Source organism: Sphingomonas sp. (genome assembly GCF_036731925.1).
Classification (GTDB): Bacteria; Pseudomonadota; Alphaproteobacteria; order Sphingomonadales; family Sphingomonadaceae; genus Sphingomonas.
The window spans coordinates 229,940-250,069 of record NZ_DAINDJ010000002.1 but is presented as its reverse complement, the minus strand read 5'-3'; the positions used below and the strand labels follow the sequence as shown (position 1 = coordinate 250,069).

Below are 20,130 nucleotides of genomic sequence, written 5' to 3'. Positions count from 1 at the left end.
GGTTCTCCGCGGCGGCCCTTCTTCTTGATTAGCGACCGATCAGTTCGACGGCGCGAGCTTGGTGTTCAGCACCCAGCCGACATTGTCGTTCTCGTCGGTGACTTCCCACCACAGGCCGTCCTTCTTGCCCGTGGGGTAGAGGATCGCGCCGACCGGCACGGTGCGGATGACCTTGCCGGCTGCGGCGGGCGTCGCGCGCATTGCCACGGGCGCCTGGGCGGTGAAGGTCTTGGTGGGCGCCGCCTGCGCGGTGCCCTCGTCGCCCGGCCGCACCAGACCGAGTTCGGTGACCATCTTGGAATAGGCGTCGATAAACGCCAGCGTCACGATCCGGCCGATGTCGGTGTTGTCATAGCCGCCGCCGACAGCACCCAGGCCGCCGCCGATGAAGCCGACGCCGCCGCCCGCGCCCCAGGAGACGCTGTTCTTCGAGGCATAGCCTTCCTGCGTGGCGATCGTCTCGGTGGTGCGGACGTTGGTGAGCGACAGGACGGTGTTGGCTTCCATCTTGCGCGACTTGATGCCGCCCAGCAGGCCGCCGATCGGACCGCCGATGATGCCGCCAGCCGCACCGGCGACGCCGCTGCCGCTCGCGTTGCGGTTCGATGCCTGAACTTCAGCGACGAGCACATAGTCCGCCGCCTTGATCTGGCCCTGGCCGACGTTCGCGCCGCGCTGGTGGCCGAGATCGCCACCGATGTTGCGCTCCAGCTGCGCCGCCTGCAGGCCCGAGCCGCGATCGACGAGGTTGAAGCAGCCCGAACGCTGCACCAGCACCTTCAGCAGCTTCTGCGGCGGTGCCAGCGAGTATTGCGTCCAGCCGCGGGGATCGTCGCCGTCGACGATCGAGAGCGTGCCCAGCTTCCGTGCGCAGTGCGGCACGTCCTGCATCGCCTGTTCCTGCGTGCGCTGCGTCTTGGTCGGCTTGCTCTGGGCAAGCGCGGGGACGGCGCCCACGCACAATGCCATCGCCCCGGCGGCGCCGAGCAACTGCTTCATCATCGTACTAAAACCTCCCTGTACAATCAGGCGGCCAGAACTGGGAAAAAGACCGCCCCCCGCCCGTGTCCGTAACAGAATGGATCGCCGCGGCCTAGCGACCATGCGATGCCGTACAATCGGGTACTTTGGCTTTTCTCACCAAGCTGCTAACGCGCGCGGAATCATGGCAACCGACATCACCAAGATCCGCAATTTCTCGATCATCGCGCATATCGACCATGGCAAGTCCACGCTTGCCGACCGGTTGATCCAGCGCACCGGCGGCCTGGCCGACCGTGAGATGTCCGAGCAGGTCCTCGACAACATGGACATCGAGAAGGAGCGCGGCATCACCATCAAGGCGCAGACCGTGCGCCTGGAATGGAAGGGCCACGTCCTCAACCTGATGGACACGCCCGGCCATGTCGACTTCGCCTATGAGGTGAGTCGCAGCCTCGCCGCGTGCGAAGGCGCGCTTCTCGTGGTCGACGCGGCGCAGGGCGTGGAAGCGCAGACGCTCGCCAACGTCTACCAGTCGATCGAACACGACCACGAGATCATCCCGGTGATCAACAAGATCGACCTTCCCTCGGCCGAGCCGGAGAAGGTGCGCGCCGAGATCGAGGACGTGATCGGCCTCGACGCATCGAACGCCGTGCTCGCCAGCGCCAAGAGCGGCATCGGCATCGACGAGATTCTCGACGCCATCGTCGAGCGCATCCCGTCGCCCAAGGGCGATCCGAACGCGCCCCTGAAGGCGATGCTGGTCGACAGCTGGTACGATCCGTATCTCGGCGTCGTCATCCTCGTCCGCGTGATCGACGGCTCGATCCGCAAGGGGCAGCAGGTCAAGTTCATGCAGACCGGCACGACCCATCTGGTCGACCGCGTCGGCGCGTTCCGCCCCAAGATCGAGCAGCTGCCGGACCTTGGCCCCGGCGAGATCGGCTTCATCACCGCGCAGATCAAGGAAGTCGCCCAGGCTCGCGTCGGCGACACGCTGACCGACGCCAAGAAGCCCGCCGCCGAGGCGCTGCCGGGCTTCAAGGAAGTCCAGCCGGTGGTGTTCTGCGGCCTGTTCCCGGTCGACGCCGCGGACTTCGAGAAGCTGCGCGAGAGCATCTCCAAGCTGCGCCTCAACGATGCCTCGTTCAGCTTCGAGATGGAAACCTCCGCCGCACTCGGCTTCGGCTTCCGCTGCGGCTTCCTCGGCCTGTTGCACCTGGAAATCATCCAGGAGCGGCTGATGCGCGAGTATGACCTCGACCTCATCACCACCGCGCCCAGCGTGGTCTACAAGATGCAGCTCACCAAGTCGGCCGGCGAGGCCGAGGGCAAGGAAATCGAGCTCCACAACCCCGCCGACATGCCCGATCCCAACCGGATCGAGGAGATCCAGGAGCCGTGGATCCAGGCGGTGATCTACATGCCCGACGAATATCTCGGGCCGATCCTGAAGCTGTGCCAGGATCGCCGCGGCATCCAGAAGAACCTCACCTATGTCGGCGGCCGCGCCCAGCTGACCTATGAGCTCCCGCTCAACGAAGTGGTGTTCGACTTCTACGATCGCCTCAAGTCGATCAGCCGCGGCTATGCCAGCTTCGACTATGAGCAGATCGGCTACCGCGCCGGCGACCTCGTCAAGATGGGCATCCTCGTCAACAACGAGCCGGTCGACGCGCTGAGCATGATCGTCCACCGCTCCACCGCCGAGAGCCGCGGCCGCGGCATGTGCGAGCGCCTCAAGGACCTGATCCCGCGCCACCTGTTCAAGATCCCGATCCAGGCGGCGATCGGCGGCAAGGTGATCGCCCGCGAGACCATCGCGGCGATGCGCAAGGACGTGACCGCGAAATGCTATGGCGGCGACGCCAGCCGCAAGCGCAAGCTGCTGGACAAGCAGAAGGAAGGCAAGAAGCGGATGCGCGAATATGGCAGCGTGCAGATCCCGCAGGAGGCCTTTATCGCAGCACTTCGGATGGGCGAGGAATAAGCGGCAACGTTATTCCGGCGAAGTGGCGGTGCCGCTTCGCCGACTTGCCAGCACGATCGCAGCGGAGCCGAGCAGCGCCACCGACACGATTGCCGCCACGCCGAGCAGGCCCGTGGTGCTGATTCGTGCTTCCAGCGCCACGCTGCTGCCCAGACGGAGGCTGGCGGCCGCGCCTGCATGCGGGGCGGGGAGGGCGTCGCTCGTGCGCTGATCGGTCATGGCATCAACCTAGCGCACGAACGCAGCCCACGGCTACCGCCGCTTGCCGACGATCGCGCCCGCGCCCGTCAGCACCGTGCCCGCACCCGGCGTGATCAGCCCGAAGGTCGCGCCCAGTTCCTGGGCGGTCGGGCCGTAGAAGCTGCCGTTCAGGGCGCCTGAGCTACCCGGCGTGCCCGCGATATCGGCGTTGAAGGCCAGCGAGAAGGGCGCGATCGTGCCGTTGTTGAACGCGAAGCTGCCAAGTTGCGAGGTCACGCCGGTCCGGAGGTTGGTGGCAGCGGTTGTCATCGCGCCGGTGAAGCTCGACGCTGCAAAGTCGAAGTCCATCGTTGCGGTGCCATCCATCGAGAAGCGATCCGCGGTCGATCCCGCACCCAAAGCGCTGCCATAGACCCGGCCGTCGAAGATGCCATGGCCGGTCCTGGGCACGTTCCCGCCCGCGGTTTGGAGCCCGAAGACGGTGAAGCTGTCCCAGCGGCGATCTTCGGCCACCGCGGCATTGGTCATCGAGAAGAAGCTCGCATAGTTCAGCGCGAGCTCGGTGTTGGTTCCGCCCGCATTGTAGAGCTTGATCGTGCGCAGCACCATGCCGCCCAGGCGGTAGGTGGTGAAGCGCGCGTCCGATTCCGCCGCGACCCGATCCGCCGGCCCGAACTTGTAGATGCGCAGGTCGATGCTGCTGCTGCCCGGGTCCAGGGTCAGCGATGAAGAGGTGCGAGCGTCGAGGGCCGCGTCGCGGAAGGTCGTTCCGCCGGGATTGGCGTTGTACAGTAGCTGCCGCGTACTTTCCTGCACCTGCGCCGGGCCGAACAGCCGGGTGAGCGTTTCCAACTCGGGTGCCGTATCGCCGCGGCGGCCGATCAGGCTGCCGCTGAGGCCCAGATTACCATAGGTGCCCGAGAAGGTGGCTCCGACTTCCGCCAGGCCGGGGCCGTAGAAGAAACCCTGCAGTGCACTGGTATAGGTGCCGGACCCATCGAGCTTGATGCCGCCGGTGAAGGCATTTGCGGAAACGGCGACCAGGCCGTCCCCGCTGAAGGTGCCGGGGACGAGATAGGCCGGGCCGGTCGAGCCCAGCTGGTTGAGCAGCCGCGTGGTCGTCGCGCCCTGCAACGTGAAGCTGTGGGCGCCGAAGTCTACCTGGAAGGTGCCGGTGCCATAGATGTCGACCACGGCGTCCTTGGTGGCGCCCATCGCGAGCAGGCCGATGCCGAAGCTGGCGGTGCCGCTTGCCGGCACGTCGGTGGCGGCGCTGCGGACGCCGTAGGTGAAGGATCCGAAGCGGTTCTGCTCCACGCCGCCTGCCGTGTCGACGGTGCGCCAGAATCCGGCACCGACATATTCCTGGTTCAGCGCACCTTCCTTCCCGGGCTTGGTGAGCCGGAGCGTTTCGGTGGTGGTGCCGTCCTGGCGCCGATAGGCGGCGAGCACGGCATTGCTGGCGGCCGCATCGCTCTGCGCGGGGCCGAATGGGGTGGTAAGGCCGGGGCGCACGATCGTGTAGCTGCCGGTGGGCGCATCATATTGAATGGTGAGCGTGGCGGCGCCGGGCGAGGACGCGCTGGTGCCGTTGCCGGGATAGTTGGCTGCGGCCGCGGTCGCCTGGGTCGTGAAGCTTTCGCTGACGCGCAGATCGAGCAGCGAACTGTTCTGTGGCGCCGGCGGCGGTGTCGGCGTAGGGCTGGGCGTCGGCGTCGGCGTCGGCGTCGGGCTGGGCGCGGGGGTAGGGCTCGGCGTCGGCGCGGGCGCGGCGGGCGGGGGCGGCGTGCCCACGGCGATACCACCGCCGCCGCCTCCGCAGGCGCTGAGCAGCGCGATGGCGGAAGCGCCGGCAACGAGATGAATAGTCTTCATGATTGTCCCCTCCGGCGTTTCTTAAATGGAAATGAAGATGCCGGGCAATCGCAATCTCGCGGTGCAGCGGGCAGGATCGACGGGGGGCAATGTTCGGTTGTGGCACGGTCGATTGCGCGCGGGTCTGGTTTGCCTGCGGTCGTATCGAGGCGCCGTGGTCGGGGCAGGCAATTCTATCTGGCGCTGCGCGGTGAATGGGACGCATTGGGTGCCCGTTCCGAACGCATCCTTGCGGACCCGCCAAAGTCGGTGACGGGCTGTTCTTCCTGAACGATCACCGCTTCTACGTCGCGCTGGCGCGTGGCGATGCCGACGGCATGCGAGCCGCGATCCTGTCGCTGTTCAACGAAAAGGGCCTGCCGCGCCTGGGGCGCGAAGTCGCTTTCACCGAGCATCTGCTCAGCACCTACGCGCTCTAAGCCAAGCTGGCGTGGCGCCACGGTTACGAACGCACCTTAGGCGACAGTCCCTATCTCCCCGAAGCGTGGCTTTCGATCGGCCCGCTCGACGCCTATGTCGATCCCTATCCCATCATGGCGCGCTACGATTTTCCGGACATATCGCCACCCGCGGCGGGATGCTGATGCCGGTCGACACGGCATGTGGGCCGCGCGCCGGCGGTCGCCAGAACTCGGTTCTTGCCGAATGCCTCGAACAGCAGGTGTGGCGCGGCGACGACTGATAGCAGCTGGAAGGCGAGCGCGGGGTCGATCCCGCGCGCCAGATCGACGAAGCCCGGACTGAGTGCTGTCCATCCGGCACAGGCGATGGCGGCAAGCAGCGCGGCGAGGAGGGCGGGCCGGTCATATCCAACGGCTCCGGTGCCGAACTCGTCGAGGATCGCGACGATGTGGCGGCGGGAATGGAGCAGCGCAAAATAGAGTGGGAAGGCCAGGGTCGGCGGTGCCACAGCGAGCAGCAAAAGCGCGGCCGCCTGCGCGGCGGCCCAGCGCCGTGATCCGGTCTGCCAGGCCATGGCGATCGCCACCGCCGCCACCAGCAGCGCGACCGGCGCGATCAGGGTCACCATCGCCAGGGCGAGCCGGGCGGTTGCCGGATCGGTCATCGCGGCGAACAGGGTGGATACCGCGCGCGGCTGGCCCAGCACCGCCGCGGCAATCGGGGCGAGGCCCGCGGCGCTGCGCAGCAGGCGGTCGCGCGGCGCGTCCCAGTCTTCGGAGAAGTGCCAGGCGGTGAGGCCGAGAAAGGCGAGCAGTGCCAGCAACGGGGCAATCCACCAGGCCAGCGCCATCGCACCCGCGATCGCGACATAGAAGGCGATGAACAGCGCCAGTGCGTTGCCTTTCATCTGCCAGCGCTTGCGGGCGACGAGCAGGTCATGGCCGCCATGCGGAAGGCCGCCGGCCAGCATCAGCAGCATGCCCGCCTGCGTCGCCACCGGCCCGCCCAGATTCACCCCCGCGATCAGCGCGATGCCGAGCAAGAAGGCGACGAGCCAGAACAGACGAGGCACCGCTCGATCCTGCGCAAGCGCGCGGGGCCGGGCGGTGCCGTCGATGGCCGGGGGAAGAACCGATGCGCCGGCGGACATCACAGGTCAGGCAGCGTGCGCTGCGCCATGACCTTCCACTTCGGACTTGCGCTGGGCGATCGCGAAGATCAGCAGGCCGACGCCCGCCTTCGCAACGAGGTCAGCAATGGTATAGCCGATCTGGATCACCGTCTGGGCATCCGGACCGGTGATGTTGGCATAGGGCGCCATGTAGACGATCGGGTAGAAGCCCCAGGAGGCGAAGGTCAGCAGTCGCGCCTGCTTCACCAGGCCGCGCACCGACTCAGGCTGACGATCGATCGACTTGCCGAGGCCGCTGAACAGCTCCCAGACGATGTAGACGAAGGGGATCGCCGAGAGCGTTCCCCACAGCGCGCGGGTGGGAATGTCGGCGGCGATCTCGCCCGGATAGCCCAGCACGATCATCAGCGCGGCGGCGAGGCCAAGCCGCCATCCTTTCTGCACGGTCTCCTCGCGGGAGAGGCGCATCACCAGCACCAGCTCGATCAGCAGCAAGGGCACGGTGAGCAGCCAGTCGACATAGCGATAGGCGTCGTTGAACGCGATCCCCGTCGCCGATACCGACCCATTCACATAGTGATACGCCGATTCCCAGCTCTCGAAGATCCGGAAATAGTGATAGGCCGCGATCGCCGTGACCAGACCGGAGATGGTCACCGCGTTCTTGTAGGCGGAGGACACCTGGGATCGGCCGAACCACAGGTAAATGGTCGCTGCCGCCATCGTCGCGAAGGTGAACGAAAAGGCATTGTAGATCAGCGAGTACTGAAATGGCGATACGATTGCGGTCTCCATCAGGTGCTCTCCTTTGGACGCGTATTTTCCTGCACGATCATCTGTCGAGAAAGTCGCGCGGAGCGTTGTTGCTTGCGTCGAGACGACGCTGGCTGTTGTGCATATCGACAGTTAATGTACCAGAATACCACGCAAGAAAGCGTGGCACGGTGGCACATTTACGACGATATATGAGGCCATACTAAATCGTTTCTAACGTAGATCGATATGTACATAGGGGACGGTGGGTTTCATCTTGCGGTGCAGCATGGGCTGGGTCCTGCACACGCGCTGTCCGATCCTGGCACGATCCCCGCGGGCTATCCGTAGAACCGTTTTGCATGTCGAACGTTGTGGAGCCGAACCTAAGGGACCGGATCGTGATCGCAACAACCTCGCCCTTCCGTATTGTGCCCTGTCCGGCCGTATCGCCCCGCGGTGCGATTCTGTGGGCGGCGGCGGTGCTGGGGGGTGGCGCCGCGGCGGCGCCGGCGATCGCGCAGGGGTACGCAACCAGGCAGCTTGGCGACTGGACCATCGCGGCCAGCAAGGACGGATCGGGCTGTTTCATCAGCCGCGCGTTCGACCAGCCGGGCGGTACCACGCTCCTGCTCGGCATGGACCGCGACGGCAGCAACCATTTCTCGGTGCTCAACGAGAACTGGTCGATCCGCCCGCAGGACCGGCTGAAGCTCACCTTCCGCCTCACGCAGGGCGGCTACCCCAATCATCAGGCGATCGGCATCGTTGCGGACGGCAAGCAGGGCTTCGTCGCGGCCTTCGATCCCAAGTTCCCGGTGTCCTTCGCCGGATCGAAGGCGCTGCACATCGATCGCGGCAACACACCGGTCGCGCGGCTGCCGCTCGACGGCAGCGGTGCGGCGGTGGCGGAGCTCAAGCGCTGCGTCGCGGGGCAGCACGGCCCGGCGACGGCCGCGACCGAGGACGACGGAATTCCCCGCGACCCCTTCGCCGAGCGGCCCAAAGGTCGGCGCAAGCGCTGATGCAGGAACACTTTGCCCCGTCGTCGGCTCGGTCCGACGGACAAGAAGCACAGCCGGACCGAATCGGGATTGTTGCGGCCCCGGCGCTCCGGCTTGGTGGCCAAGCCTTAGTTTTAGTTAACGAGTGAAAGGTGTGTATATGCGTACTGGTATGAAGTTTGCTCCCCTCGCGATGCTCATGATCGGCGCGGTGGGCCTGAGCGGTTGCGCCACCAAGAAGTTCGTCCGCGAACAGATCGCCCCGGTGAGCCAGCGCGTCGATGCGCTGGAGACCCGCCTTCAGGAAACCGACGGCACGGCCAAGCAGGCGCTGTCACAGGCCCAGGCCGCTGCCGGCCAGGCTCAGCAGAACGGCCAGCGCCTCGACCAGCTGAACGGCCGCGTCGACACGCTGGATCAGCAGCAGCAGCAGCTTTCCCAGCAGGTGCAGCAGCAGAACGCCAAGCCGCGCAAGCGCGCCCGCAACTAAGCGGCGCCTGCCGTAGCGGCCTTTCGGTCGCGTGATCCGGGTGGCCGCGCTTCGGGGCGGCCACCCTTTTTCTTGAGCGAAGACATCGATGATCCAAGGCTTACTCGCGCTGGCCGGGCTGGCGCTGCTCGTTCCTCCTGCCGCCGTTGTTCCCCTCCAAGATGCCAAGCCCAAGGCCGCCGCGCCCAAAAAGGCCGTGCCCAAGAAGGGCAAGCACGCGCCGCCCAAGCCCAAGGCCGCCGTTGCCAAGCCCGACGCGCCCAGGCTCCAGCCTTCGGCAGCGACGCTGCGGGTGCACGACTGGGTGTCTTCGGCCGGCGACAATCACGGGCTGCCCTATCTGATTGTCGACAAGCCCAACGCTGCGCTGTTCCTGTTCGATGCGCACGGCAAGCAGCTCGCTGCCGTGCCGGTGCTGATCGGGATCGCGCCGGGCGACGATGCGACGCCAGGGATCGGCGCCAAGCAGCTCTCCGAAATCGGGCCCGCCGAGAAGACGACGCCGGCCGGCCGCTTCCTTGCCAAGTTCGGCCTCGCGGTCGGGAAGGAGCGGGTGCTGTGGGTCGATTACTATACCTCGGTCGCGCTGCATCCGGTGCCCGAAGGCGCTGCCGCCCGCAAGGAGAAGCGCCGCGAGCGGCTGGCGTCGCCCACGCCCGATGATAACCGCATCACCTTCGGCTGCATCAACGTGCCGTCTGCCTTCTATGCCAAGCTGCTCAGCCCGATGTACCGGAAGAAGGGCGGCTATGTGTACGTGCTGCCCGACAGCAAGCCGATCGAGGACGTGTTCCCTGCGCTCCACGTGCAGACCGCGGCCCGTTCCGCCAGCTGATCTGCCGCACGAGAAAAGCCCGGCCGCTGGTGGGCGACCGGGCAAGGTTCTTCGGGGGGAGCGAAGCGATCAGAAGTTGAAGCGCACCGAGGCTGCCAGCGTGCGGCCCTGCACCGATCGTGCCCAGCCGATTCCGGTGTTGGGCATGCTGGCCTGGTTGATGTCCAGGAAGCCCTTGGCATTAAACAGGTTGGTCCCTGTCAGCGCCACGTCGATCGCCTTGGTCGGGTGCAGGATTACGAAGCCGCCGACGGTGGTGAAGCCAGGCATCTTCAGCTGGTTGATGTCCTGCGAATAGCTGCTGGTGATCGTCACCACGCTCGCGCCGACGGTCGCGTACCTGGTGTCGACCTGCGGCGTCGCCTGCAGCGTCCAGGCTGGCTGGTGGCGCGGTTCCTTGCCGGTCAGCGTCGGGTCGAAATAGTCCTTGGTGATCTTCGCCTTGGTATAGGTAGCGCCCGCCGTCATGCTGAACGGACCGCGGCGGATGCCGCCTTCCAGCTCCAGGCCATAGGTGCGGTACTTGCGATACGTCTGCGTCGCGAGGCCGTTGAGCTGGTTGTGGTCGTCGGCATAAGCGAGGAAGGCGGTGGCGTTGAAGGTGATGCCGTTCTGGCGGAACTTCATACCGCCTTCGAGTTGCTTCACCACGTCATAGGCCTGGCGCGCCTCCACCAGCTTGCCGGTGGCATTGTCGATCGCGCTGGTGAACAGGATCTTGTCCGCATTGACCCGGCCGCCGCGGCTGTAGCGGGCGAAGAAGGCGAGCGGCTCGGCGGCGCGATAGTTCACGCCCACCGAATAGCTCACATAGCGGAAGTCGTAGTTCACCGGCGCCGGCTGGCCGAGCGGCAGGGCCGAGACGCGCGTTTCCGGCGCGCTGATCCTGCCGTCGCCGTTCATGTCGTAGCTGACCGTGCCGCTCCGCCCGCCGCCCAGATCGGCGCCGACCATGCTGCCGCGGGCATGGCCGGTATCGTAGCGCAGGCTGCCGCCGATCGCGAGCTTGCCGACATGGTAGTTCACCGAGGCATAAGGCGCGAGGAAGCTGTAATCCATGTCAAACGCGCGGCGCAGCTTGGGCCCGTTGCGGCTATAGGCATAGACGCCGTCCTGCGTCTGCGCCACGCCGGCGGCGTTGGTGAGGGTTACCAGCGAACTGGCGCCGTCGCCGGCAACATCGGTAACCATCGAGATCTGCAGCGCGTCGACCGCCACGCTCTGCGCGGCGACATACAGCCCGGCGGTGGTGGTCAGGTCGCCGCCACCAACCTTCCACACGCGCGTCGCGCGGAAGTCGTTTGCGAAGTGATCGCCCGTCTTCAGCCGGTAAACATTGGCGAAGTAGTTGGCGAGCAAGCCATTGCCGTTCGCATTCGCCGGCACCGCTTTCCCGGCGTTCGGGCCGTTGAAATAGGTCGCCGTCGCGCCCGCCCCGGCGAGGGAGGCGGCCAGCGTCGCCACCGGCGCCACCGTGCTGGGGAAGGCCCGAAGGAAGTCGCCTGAATTCTTCGAGAAGCGAGCCCGATCGGTGAAGGTCCACCCGGCCAGGTCGAACTGCGCCTCGAAGCCGATCGACTTGGACTCGACGTTCTGCCCGCGCTTGATCGCGAAGGCTGCCGGCTGGTTCTGGCCGTCCAGCGTCAGCAGGGTAGGCACGTTCGGCGAATACATCGAATCCTTGAGGATGTTGAACCCCGGGACATTGCCGATCACCGGCTTGTCGTTGGTGCCCGTGAGGCTCACCGGATAGGTCGCGTAGCTCGGCGCGCGGTCTTGCAGCAGGCTGCCGTAGAGCCGGATATAGCCGTTCGCGAATTCCTTGGTGACGTTCAGCTTGATCTGACCGCCGTTGAACGAGGTCATGCCGGTTGCGCGCGGGCCTTCCCCGACGCGGTAGAAGCCGCCGACATGGAAGCGGACGGTCTTGCTCAGATGCGCACCGTAATCGAGATCGACCCGCTTGGAATCATAGTCGAGGCCGGTCGAGACCTGGATGGCCCCGCCGTCCACGTCGCCGGTCTTCGAGATCAGGTTGATCAGGCCGCCCGGCGAGTTGGACGCGAAGGTGGAGGCGGAGCCGCCGCGGATCGTTTCGATCTGGGCGATGTTGAGATCGGCGCGAAAGAAGCTGTCGCCGGCAATGTTGAACAGGTCGTTGAACTCGACGACCGGCAGGCCGTCTTCTTCCAGCAGCACATATTTGGACCCCCCCGAGCCGATCGGCAGACCGCGCACGGTGTAGTTGTTGTTGCCTTCGCTCACGCCGTTTTCGACGCGGATGCCCGGCATAGTGCGCAGGATATCGGCCAGGCCCACAGGCCCCAGCTTCTGCGCCTCACTGCCTTTCAGGGAACTGGTGGACGTCGCGCTGTCCAGCCGATCACGACCCTTGGCCACGCCGGTCGAGAAGACTTCCTTCTCCGGCGTGGCCTGTGCCGTACGCTCCTTGGTGTCCCGCGGTGTCGCGGCGTCACTTTGCGCCAGCGCTTGCGTGGAAATCGACGTGGAGGCGATCAGAGAGAGTATGAGACCGGTCAGTTTCACAACTTCACCTTATGTTTCTGGAATGCGGATCCTCTTTTGCTGTTGTATAGGCGGTTGCAGATGCGTGATGTGTTCAAACGTATGAACTTTAGTGATACTATATTATTACTTAAGTGGAATTACGTAAGCGTTCTGGCGCGAGCCCCGGCATGCGATCGCTGGTCTGCCGGCACGTGTCCGCGGACCCGGAGGGGCATCGAATGCGGAGGCGGGTCTCCGCATTTTACCGTTTTCTAAGGCCGCTCTGCCATGGTCCGTCGCCTTCGCTCCTTGCCGCGAGGACCATTCGGAGAGACGACCATGCAGCGCCTGCCGCTGATCGCGCCGCAGCCGCCGCGGCTGAGCATGATGACCGACGCGCTTCGCGCCATCGAGGCGCGGGGCACCTATTCGAACGGCGGACCCGTGGTGCGCGGGTTTGAATCCGCGGCTACCGCGCGGCTCTTCGGCGGCGAGGGCGCCTGTCTCGCCGTCAACAACGCGACCCTGGGCCTGATGCTTGCGATCCGGCATGCGGCAGGCCCGCGTGCCGGCAGCGGCGCGCTGGCGCTGGTGCCGGCCTTCACCTTCGCGGCGACGGCCCAGGCGGTGCAATGGGCCGGCCTGACGCCAGTGTTGTGCGACATCGATCCGGAGGACTGGGCGATGCAGGCGGACGCCGAGGCCGCGGCATTCGATCGCTACGGCGACCGTATCGCAGTGGTGGTGCCGTATGCGACGTTCGGCGCTGCCATCGATCTGGCGCGGTACCGAGAATATCATGCGCGCGGCATCGGCGTGGTGGTAGACGCCGCGGCGTCGCTCGGCACGATCGATGCCGAGGGCCGGGCCTTCGGCGCGGGGGAACCCTTCGCTGTCGTCTATTCGATGCACGCCACCAAGGTTTTCGCCACGGCAGAAGGCGGCCTGATCCACAGCGGGGACACGGCGCTTGTCGAGACGTTGCGCCGGATGAGCAATTTCGGGTTCGACGGGGCGCGGTCCGCCGAGAGCCCCGGCCTCAACGCCAAGCTGCCCGAAGTGCTCGGCGCCCTGGCCATGGCCAGGCTCGAGCAGCTGGAAGGCGTCGCCGCGCACCGCGCTGCGCTCGATCGCGCCTATCGCGCGCGGCTGGGCGGCTTCGCCGAGGCGCACGGCTTTGAGTTCCAGGCGCTGCACGGCGCGCGTCCGGCGCTGCAATTCCAGTCGCTGCTGCTGCCGCGGCCCTTTGCCGGCCACCGCGCCGCGATCATCGCCATGCTCGACGCGCAGGGCATCGGCGCCGGGCAGTATTTCAGCCCGCATCTGGGCGAGCAGCCCTGGTTCCGCAGCAGCTGTGTGATCGATCGCGCGCTGCCGGTGGCGGACGACGTCAGCGGCCGCATCCTGTCGCTGCCGGTGACCGACGGCATGACCGAGGCGGACGTCGACACCGTCTGTACCGCGCTGATCGACGCCTGCCGAACGGCCGGGCTCGACGGGCTGCGCGTGGAGCGGCGCGGCCGCACCGTTCACTCGGCGTTGATCGTCGGCGGCGGGCCGGCCGGCACCGCGCTGCTGACGGCGGCGACCAAGGGCGACCAGCTGGTGACGCTGGCGGAGACCGGGCTCGCGATCGTGGAGCGCGATGCGGTCCTTGGCCGCGGCGAGATCGGCAGCTACGCCATCACCTCCGACAGCACCGCCGAGACCTTCCTCACCGCGGTGAAGGACAATGTCCATGGCGAGATCGCGGCGCTGACCGAGCATCATGCCGGCCGCGAAGTGGCGCTGTACGCCGGGCGGCTGGGGGTGCCGCTGGCGCGCTCCACCCCGCTGCTGGAGGCAACGGGCGCGCGGCTTGGCACGGTGGTGGCGCAGCATGGCGGCGTGGTCGCGACCCGATCCGAGGTGATCGACGCGCGCCGCACGCCGCAGGGCGACTGGGCGGCGCGGGTGCGCAACCTGCTGACCGGCGACGAGCGCGTGATGCGTGCCGCCAATCTGGTGATCGCAACCGGCGGCTATCAGGATCGCGCGCATGTCGCAGCCGAAACCGTTGCCGGTGCCCCGATTGGCGACCTTGCCGGCGACCGGCTGGTACCGGGCGACGACTTCCTGCGGCTGGGTGGGCTCGACCGGCTCCGCACGCGGCTGGCGACGGTGCGCGCGCCGCGCATCGCGATCGTCGGTGGCTCCACCAGCGCCATGGCGGCGGCAGTGCTGTTGCTCAAGGCCAGCCCGGCGCTGCCGCTGGGGGCAGGGGCCGTGCGGCTCTATCATCGCCGGCCGCTGCGGCCTTTCTACCGCTCGGCCGAGGAGGCGCGCGCCGACGGCTTCACCGATTTCGGCCCCGAGGACATCTGTCCGCTGAGCGGTTTCGTCTACCGGCTGGCGGGCTTCCGGCTGGAGGCGCGGGAGCTGGTGCTGCGCATGCTCGGCGTCGGCGGCCGTGCACCCGATCCCCGCATGCTGCTGTGCCCGCTCACGCCCGCGAACGAGGCGGCGATGCTGGCCGAGCTGGCAGAAGCGGACGTCGTGATCGGCGCGCTCGGCTATCGGCCGCGGGCGCTGCCGCTCTACGATGTGGAGGGCGCGCGAATTCCGCTGATGGCGGATCATCCGGGCCGCCCCCGGCTGGTCGACCAGCAATGCCGGGTGCTGGATGCCGGCGGTCGGCCGGTGCCCGGCGTCTATGGGCTGGGCCTTGCCTCCGGCCATGTGCCGGACGGCCCGCTGGGCGGTGAGGCGAGCTTCAGCGGCAAGGCCAACGGGCTTTGGCTGTGGCAGAACGACATCGGGCGAATGATCGTCGATCAGATCCTGGCGGATCGCGCGCGCGTGGCGGCATGAGCACCGCGCCCACCGTATCGGTGATCATGGCGACGTATAACGGCGCCGCGCTGCTGCCGGAGACGCTGGCCAGCCTGCAGGCGCAGAGCTTCGCCGATTGGGAGCTGGTGGCAGTAGACGACGGCTCGCATGACGAGACCGTGGCGGTGCTGCGGGCCTTGCGCGATCCCCGTATCCGCGTGATCGAAAGTGCGGTGAACGGCGGGCCGGTGGTGGCGCGCAACCGTGCCTTTGCCGCTGCGCGCGGCCGCTATGTCGCGGGGCTCGACCAGGACGATCTCTGCCTGCCGGAGCGCTTCGCCCGTCAGGTCGCCTGGCTCGACGCGCATCCCGACACCGTGCTGGTGAGCACCGCGACCGAGTGCCTGCTGGACGGCAAGGTGGTGCCGGGCCAGTGGCCGCGACCGCTGTCGCCCGGGCTGATCGACTGGCTGATGCTGGTGCAGAATCCGCTGGTCTGGTCCTCGGTCATGTTCCGCGCCGATGCCGCGCGGCAGCTCGACCCGTTCGAGCGGCCGGAGTGCCGCTATGTCGAGGATTTCGACCTCTATCACCGCCTGCGTGCGTTCGGGCGGATCGACCAGATCGATCGGGTGCTCACCTGCTATCGCCAGCATGCCGGCGGCGCATCGCAGGTGTTCAGCGGCACGATGACGGCCCATGCCGAGACGCTGCTGCGCGCTCGTCACCATGCCCTGATGGGGGCGCAGGCGCCGGACATCGCCGGGCTGCTGGTGCGCTATGTCATGGGCAGGGCACCGATCGGTGACCGCGCGCTGCTGCGCCGACTCTTCGACGGCATCGCACAGCTGCGCGTGCATTTCGCGGCAGGAGAGCGCGATGCGGAGACGCTGGCTGCCGTTGACCGCGCCGTCTCGCAGCTATGGTGGCGGCTGTGCCGCGCCGGGGTACGCTCGGGCCGCCTGAAGCTGCGCCATGCCATCGGAGCACGCCCGGCAGCAGCGGCGCTGGGCGATGCGAGGCCGGCAGATCTGCTGGCCAGCGGGATGATCGGGGCCGTCCGCGCGCTGCGGCGCTAGGCCTGCTTCTCTTGCCGGCCGGGTGGTGTTCGCCGCCCGCTCGCTTGACAGGCTGGTGCCGAGCCGCGAACCGGATCGCATTGCTTCGCCGGAGGTTCTGCGCCCATGCCCGTCTCGCCGATCTCGACTCGCCGGTGGCTGCTTGCTGGGGTTCTCGCCGCTCTGGCCGTTCCCGGCCATGCCGCCGCGCGGACGCCGCTGGTGCTCGCCGCCGCAAGCCTGCAGGAATCGATGAACGCTGCCGCCGATGCCTGGGCGCGCCTGGGGCATGAACGGCCGGTGCTGTCCTTTGCCGCCTCTTCGGCACTGGCCCGGCAGATCCAGTCGGGCGCACCCGCCGACCTGTTCGTCTCGGCAGACGAGCCCTGGATGGATGCCGTCGAGAAGGCGGGCGCACTCGCACCCGGCACCCGCGCGGCATTTCTCGGCAACCGTCTGGTGCTTGCGGCCGCGGCGGGGGACCGGCGCAACGTGCCGCTTGATCGCGCGGGGCCGTTGCTCGCTGCCATCGGGTCGGGGCGGCTGGCGATGGCCGATCCGGATGCAGTGCCCGCCGGCCTCTACGGCAAGGCGGCGCTGCAGAAGATCCGCGCCTGGGACCGGCTTGCGCCCAGGGTCGTGCGCGCCGAGAACGTCCGCGCGGCGCTGGCGCTGGTCGAGCGAGGCGCGGCGCCGTTCGGCATTGTCTATGCAACCGACGCGCGCGCCTCGGTCCGGGTGCGGATCGCCGGGACATTCCCCGCGGCGAGTCATCCGCCGATCCGCTACCCGGTGGCGCGGCTGAAGAGCGCCGCCAGCCCGGACGCAGAGCCGTTCCGCCGCTTCCTGGTCAGCGCGCGCGGCAAGGCGATCTTCGCGCGCTACGGTTTCACGCCCCTGTGAGCATGGCCGGATGCTGAGCACCGAGGAGTGGGGCATCGTTCTCCTCTCGCTGAAAGTGGGCGGGGTGGCGGTGCTGGCCGTGCTGCCGGTGGCGTTCGCGCTCGCCTGGCTGCTCGCCCGGGTGCGCTTCCCGGGCAAGCTCCTGCTCGACGCGCTGGTACATCTGCCGCTGGTGGTGCCGCCGGTGGTGACCGGCTGGATGCTGCTGCTTGCCTTCGCACCCTCCGGGCCGATCGGCAGCCTGCTCGAGCGGTGTTGCGGCGCGTCGGTGCTGTTCCGCTGGACGGGGGCCGCGATCGCCGCCGGAGTGATGGCGCTGCCGCTGATGGTCCGCGCGATCCGGCTTTCGCTCGAGGCGGTCGACCAGAGACTGGAGCAGGCGGCGCGCAGCCTCGGGGCCGGGCCGGTGCGCACCTTCGCCACCGTCACCCTGCCGCTGGCGCTGCCCGGCGTGCTGGCGGGGCTGGTCCTGGGCTTCGCCCGCGCGCTGGGCGAGTTCGGCGCCACCATCTCCTTCGTGTCCAACGTGCCGGGCGAAACGCAGACCCTGCCCCTTGCCATCTATTCGGCGCTGCAGGTGCCGGGCGGCGAGGGGCAGGTGCTGCGGCTGGCGGCGGTGTCGATCGGGCTCGCCTTTCTCGCGCTGCTGGCATCGGAGCTGGTCGCCCGGCGGACGGGGCGGGGCACCCATGTCCTTTGACATCGACGTGCGACGCCGGTTGGGCGAGACCGAGATCGCCTGCCGCATTGCGCCCGGCGCCGGCGTGACCGTGCTGTTCGGCCCCTCGGGCGCGGGCAAGAGCAGCGTGCTCAACATGGTGGCGGGGCTGCTGCGGCCGGATGCGGGGCATATCCGCGTGGGCGGGCGCACCTTGTTCGATGCCGATGCCGGGCTCGACCTCAGGCCGGAGGCGCGCCGGGCGGGCTATGTCTTCCAGGAACCGCGGCTGTTCCCCCATCTGCGGGCGCGCGCGAACCTGCTCTATGGCTGGCGGCGGGAGGCGGCGGTGGACGTGGACGGGGTGATTGCGCTGCTCGGCATCGCCCACCTCCTCGATCGCTGGCCGCGCACGCTTTCAGGCGGGGAGGCCAAGCGCGTGGCGATCGGCCGGGCGCTGCTGACCGGGCCGGACTTCCTGCTGCTCGACGAGCCGCTGGCGTCGCTGGACCGCCCGCGCCGCGAGGAGATTCTCGCACTGCTCGAGCGGCTGCGCGACGGCATCGGCCTGCCGATCCTGCTCGTCACCCATGATCGCGACGAGGCGGAGCGGCTGGGCGACCGGATCGTCGCCTTCGGCGACTAGACCCATTCCCCTTCGTCCACAGTCGCAGCGGCGGCCATCGGCAGCGCGTAGGACTTTCGCGGTGTCGGCGGTGCGGAAGCGGCGGCGCCCTGGTCGATGCGGAAGCGGCCGGCCTGTTCCACCAGCTGGCTGATCTCTGCCATCAGATTGCGCGCCGCGGCCGACGTCTCCTCCACCATCGCGGCATTCTGCTGCGTGGAGTTGTCCATCACCCGGATCGTCTCGCTGAGGCGGGAGATCGAGTCCGACTGCACCCGATTGTCGGCCGCGACCTGGCCGAGCAGCCTGTGCACCGACTGGGCGTTTTCGGAGATGGAGGTGAACGCGCCGTCGACATCCTCCACGGCAGCCACGGCGGTGCCGATTTCCACCTGGGTGACGGTCAGCTGGTCGCGGGCACGCCCTGCTTCCTCCTCCGCGCGCATCGCCAGTGCGGAAACGAGATCGGCGACCACGGCGAAGCCGCGCCCCGCTTCTCCCGCCCGGCCGGCCTCGACGGCGGCGTTCATGGCAAGAACCCGCGTCTGGAACGCGATCTTGTCCAGCCCTTCGATCACCGCGTCGATGCCCTTGGCACTGTCCGACACGCGGCTCATTGCAGTGACTGCATTGCTGACACGCGAGCGGCCGGAGCTGACCGCCTCGATGGTTTGGTCCGCGCGGCCCACGGTTTCGGTCGCCGCGCGAACGGACGTCTTGAGCCGCTCGTCGATCTGGCTCACCTCGGCGGTGGTCGTCTCGAGGCTGGCGGCGTTGGATTCGGTGCGGCGGGCGAGGTCCTCGGCCGCCGCCGTGATTTCGGTCGACGCCCGCCGCAGCGAACCGGCGCCGCTGTGGACCGTCCCGATCAGGCCGCGCAGGCTTTCGGCAGCGGTGTTGAAGTCGTGCTTCAGCCGCGAGAACGGCCCGGTCAGGGCCGCGTCGATATGCGCGGTGAGGTCGCCGTTCGCCAGATTCTGCAGGCCGGACCCGACCGTGTCGACGATCAGTTCGGTCATCGCCTGCTTTTCGGCATTGGCGGCTTCGACCTGCCCGCTGAAGGCCGCGATGGCGCGCGCAAGGGTGCCCAGTTCGTCTTGCCGATCGGTTTCGGGCAAGGCGGTGCCGGGCTCGGTCGTCAGCCGCTCCACCGTCGCGGACAGGGTGATGAGCGGGTGGACAAGCCGGCGATATGCCATGCGCGCCGCATAGAGTGCCCCGCCAATGGCGGCCGCGAGCGCCGCGACGAGCAGCGCCGTGGTGATCCAGCCCAGCACGGTGCCGGCGCGGGCGGTGGAATCGGAATAATCCTCGATCGCGTCGGACGCGGCGGCCATCGACTGTTCGAGCGCCGAGAATTGCTGGAAGAACGCCGGCAGCTGCTGCTTGGCCGCAGCGGGGTTGGCCGCCGCCGCATCGGCGATCTTCTGCGCTGCATCCGCATAGGAGCCCATCGGGCCGCGCACCTTCGCCGCGGACGCTTCGATCGCGGTGTCGCCCTTGAATGCAACGTCCTCGGCAATGCGCTTGCGCAGCGTTGCGAGATGCTCGTCCAGATCCTTGCGCGCGTCCTCCAGCTTGATGCCAATGCCCGGCTCCCGCGACGCGAGAGCGGCGAGCACGTCGCTGCGGACCGCGTCGTGCATCATGTCCGCTTCCATGTGGTTGCGCAGGAGCGCGGATGCGATCGCCTGCCGGTCGAGCGCCGCGCTCAGCAGCCAGGACGAGACGATGCCCGTTCCGCCGCACAGCAAGAAAAGCAGGATAATTGCGGTCGTTAGCTTCCGAGTTGAATACGCGATTGACTGCACGAGGTGGCTCCATGCTCGTGACGTATCCGCAATGCGATGCGCCCTCTCCAGCAAAATTATAGACTATATTTCACGAAGTAGAGTCGTTCA

At 67.8% G+C, this 20,130-nt stretch carries 17 protein-coding genes; 10 read left to right on the top strand and 7 right to left on the bottom strand.

Going from position 1 to position 20,130, the window contains the following annotated elements; all coding sequences use genetic code 11:
* Window positions 1-39: 39 nt before the first annotated feature.
* The gene (locus tag V7E00_RS10660; protein WP_333572638.1) at window positions 40-1,002 is read right to left on the bottom strand and encodes a CsgG/HfaB family protein; all 963 of its coding nucleotides are present in this window, start codon (window positions 1,000-1,002) and stop codon (window positions 40-42) included.
* 163 nt (window positions 1,003-1,165) lie between these two features.
* Here V7E00_RS10660 and lepA point away from each other — a divergent pair, with 163 nt between their 5' ends.
* On the top strand, window positions 1,166-2,974 hold the full coding sequence (lepA, locus tag V7E00_RS10655) for a translation elongation factor 4 (RefSeq protein WP_333572637.1): 1,809 nt from the start codon (window positions 1,166-1,168) through the stop codon (window positions 2,972-2,974).
* A gap of 9 nt (window positions 2,975-2,983) precedes the next feature.
* Here the strand turns inward: lepA and V7E00_RS10650 are convergent, their stop codons facing one another.
* Together V7E00_RS10650 and V7E00_RS10645 are read right to left on the bottom strand one after the other, a co-directional pair.
* Entirely contained in the window at window positions 2,984-3,193 is a 210-nt protein-coding gene (locus tag V7E00_RS10650) for a hypothetical protein (protein ID WP_333572636.1), read from the bottom strand.
* 33 nt (window positions 3,194-3,226) lie between these two features.
* Window positions 3,227-5,050, bottom strand: a complete 1,824-nt coding sequence (locus tag V7E00_RS10645) for a hypothetical protein (protein ID WP_333572635.1) — start codon at window positions 5,048-5,050, stop codon at window positions 3,227-3,229.
* Between the two features lie 194 nt (window positions 5,051-5,244).
* On the opposite strand from V7E00_RS10645, the gene V7E00_RS10640 reads away from it, so the two are divergent.
* Window positions 5,245-5,469, top strand: coding sequence for a hypothetical protein (locus V7E00_RS10640; RefSeq protein ID WP_333572634.1), 225 nt, complete (start codon window positions 5,245-5,247; stop codon window positions 5,467-5,469).
* Window positions 5,470-5,591: 122 nt separating this feature from the next.
* On the opposite strand, the gene V7E00_RS10635 is transcribed toward V7E00_RS10640, so the two are convergent.
* Both V7E00_RS10635 and V7E00_RS10630 read right to left on the bottom strand, forming a co-directional pair.
* A complete protein-coding gene (locus V7E00_RS10635; protein WP_333572633.1) occupies window positions 5,592-6,524 on the bottom strand; it encodes a beta-carotene 15,15'-dioxygenase, Brp/Blh family in 933 nt (310 codons plus the stop codon).
* 84 nt (window positions 6,525-6,608) lie between these two features.
* Window positions 6,609-7,379 (bottom strand): bacteriorhodopsin-like, encoded by a 771-nt coding sequence (locus V7E00_RS10630; RefSeq protein ID WP_333572632.1) that lies wholly within the window; start codon window positions 7,377-7,379, stop codon window positions 6,609-6,611.
* Window positions 7,380-7,699: 320 nt separating this feature from the next.
* Here V7E00_RS10630 and V7E00_RS10625 point away from each other — a divergent pair, with 320 nt between their 5' ends.
* From V7E00_RS10625 to V7E00_RS10615, 3 genes are all read left to right on the top strand, one after another.
* A complete protein-coding gene (locus V7E00_RS10625; RefSeq protein WP_333572631.1) occupies window positions 7,700-8,362 on the top strand; it encodes a hypothetical protein in 663 nt (220 codons plus the stop codon).
* Window positions 8,363-8,513: 151 nt separating this feature from the next.
* Window positions 8,514-8,831 (top strand): hypothetical protein, encoded by a 318-nt coding sequence (locus V7E00_RS10620; protein WP_333572630.1) that lies wholly within the window; start codon window positions 8,514-8,516, stop codon window positions 8,829-8,831.
* 88 nt (window positions 8,832-8,919) lie between these two features.
* Window positions 8,920-9,666, top strand: coding sequence for a hypothetical protein (locus tag V7E00_RS10615; protein ID WP_333572629.1), 747 nt, complete (start codon window positions 8,920-8,922; stop codon window positions 9,664-9,666).
* Between the two features lie 69 nt (window positions 9,667-9,735).
* Here V7E00_RS10615 and V7E00_RS10610 read toward each other — a convergent pair whose 3' ends face one another.
* Window positions 9,736-12,213: a TonB-dependent receptor gene (locus V7E00_RS10610; protein WP_333572628.1), complete on the bottom strand. Its 2,478-nt coding sequence runs from the start codon at window positions 12,211-12,213 to the stop codon at window positions 9,736-9,738.
* A gap of 300 nt (window positions 12,214-12,513) precedes the next feature.
* On the opposite strand from V7E00_RS10610, the gene V7E00_RS10605 reads away from it, so the two are divergent.
* From V7E00_RS10605 to V7E00_RS10585, 5 genes are all read left to right on the top strand, one after another.
* On the top strand, window positions 12,514-15,024 hold the full coding sequence (locus V7E00_RS10605; protein ID WP_333572627.1) for a DegT/DnrJ/EryC1/StrS family aminotransferase: 2,511 nt from the start codon (window positions 12,514-12,516) through the stop codon (window positions 15,022-15,024).
* Window positions 15,021-16,064 carry a glycosyltransferase gene (locus tag V7E00_RS10600; RefSeq protein ID WP_333572626.1) on the top strand — a complete coding sequence of 348 codons (1,044 nt, stop codon included), beginning with the start codon at window positions 15,021-15,023 and terminating at the stop codon, window positions 16,062-16,064. The genes V7E00_RS10605 and V7E00_RS10600 overlap by 4 nt, the downstream gene beginning before the upstream one ends.
* 105 nt (window positions 16,065-16,169) lie before the next feature.
* Complete coding sequence (gene modA, locus V7E00_RS10595; protein WP_333572625.1) at window positions 16,170-16,946, top strand: molybdate ABC transporter substrate-binding protein; 777 nt, start codon at window positions 16,170-16,172, stop codon at window positions 16,944-16,946.
* A gap of 10 nt (window positions 16,947-16,956) precedes the next feature.
* Window positions 16,957-17,646, top strand: coding sequence for a molybdate ABC transporter permease subunit (modB, locus tag V7E00_RS10590; RefSeq protein ID WP_333572624.1), 690 nt, complete (start codon window positions 16,957-16,959; stop codon window positions 17,644-17,646).
* Window positions 17,636-18,250 (top strand): ATP-binding cassette domain-containing protein, encoded by a 615-nt coding sequence (locus V7E00_RS10585; RefSeq protein ID WP_333572623.1) that lies wholly within the window; start codon window positions 17,636-17,638, stop codon window positions 18,248-18,250. Before modB ends, V7E00_RS10585 begins: the two co-directional genes overlap by 11 nt.
* Here V7E00_RS10585 and V7E00_RS10580 read toward each other — a convergent pair.
* Window positions 18,247-19,890, bottom strand: a complete 1,644-nt coding sequence (locus V7E00_RS10580; protein WP_443019209.1) for a methyl-accepting chemotaxis protein — start codon at window positions 19,888-19,890, stop codon at window positions 18,247-18,249. The genes V7E00_RS10585 and V7E00_RS10580 overlap by 4 nt on opposite strands.
* Window positions 19,891-20,130: the final 240 nt, after the last annotated feature.

Bases quoted from the DNA above. Each gene is read 5' to 3' on its own strand.
- V7E00_RS10660 (WP_333572638.1), bottom strand. From the start codon at position 1,002: ATGATGAAGCAGTTGCTCGGCGCCGCCGGGGCGATGGCATTGTGCGTG.
- lepA (WP_333572637.1), top strand. From the start codon at position 1,166: ATGGCAACCGACATCACCAAGATCCGCAATTTCTCGATCATCGCGCAT.
- V7E00_RS10650 (WP_333572636.1), bottom strand. From the start codon at position 3,193: ATGACCGATCAGCGCACGAGCGACGCCCTCCCCGCCCCGCATGCAGGC.
- V7E00_RS10645 (WP_333572635.1), bottom strand. From the start codon at position 5,050: ATGAAGACTATTCATCTCGTTGCCGGCGCTTCCGCCATCGCGCTGCTC.
- V7E00_RS10640 (WP_333572634.1), top strand. From the start codon at position 5,245: ATGGGACGCATTGGGTGCCCGTTCCGAACGCATCCTTGCGGACCCGCC.
- V7E00_RS10630 (WP_333572632.1), bottom strand. From the start codon at position 7,379: ATGGAGACCGCAATCGTATCGCCATTTCAGTACTCGCTGATCTACAAT.
- V7E00_RS10625 (WP_333572631.1), top strand. From the start codon at position 7,700: ATGTCGAACGTTGTGGAGCCGAACCTAAGGGACCGGATCGTGATCGCA.
- V7E00_RS10620 (WP_333572630.1), top strand. From the start codon at position 8,514: ATGAAGTTTGCTCCCCTCGCGATGCTCATGATCGGCGCGGTGGGCCTG.
- V7E00_RS10615 (WP_333572629.1), top strand. From the start codon at position 8,920: ATGATCCAAGGCTTACTCGCGCTGGCCGGGCTGGCGCTGCTCGTTCCT.
- V7E00_RS10605 (WP_333572627.1), top strand. From the start codon at position 12,514: ATGCAGCGCCTGCCGCTGATCGCGCCGCAGCCGCCGCGGCTGAGCATG.
- V7E00_RS10600 (WP_333572626.1), top strand. From the start codon at position 15,021: ATGAGCACCGCGCCCACCGTATCGGTGATCATGGCGACGTATAACGGC.
- modA (WP_333572625.1), top strand. From the start codon at position 16,170: ATGCCCGTCTCGCCGATCTCGACTCGCCGGTGGCTGCTTGCTGGGGTT.
- modB (WP_333572624.1), top strand. From the start codon at position 16,957: ATGCTGAGCACCGAGGAGTGGGGCATCGTTCTCCTCTCGCTGAAAGTG.
- V7E00_RS10585 (WP_333572623.1), top strand. From the start codon at position 17,636: ATGTCCTTTGACATCGACGTGCGACGCCGGTTGGGCGAGACCGAGATC.
- V7E00_RS10580 (WP_443019209.1), bottom strand. From the start codon at position 19,890: ATGGAAGCGGACATGATGCACGACGCGGTCCGCAGCGACGTGCTCGCC.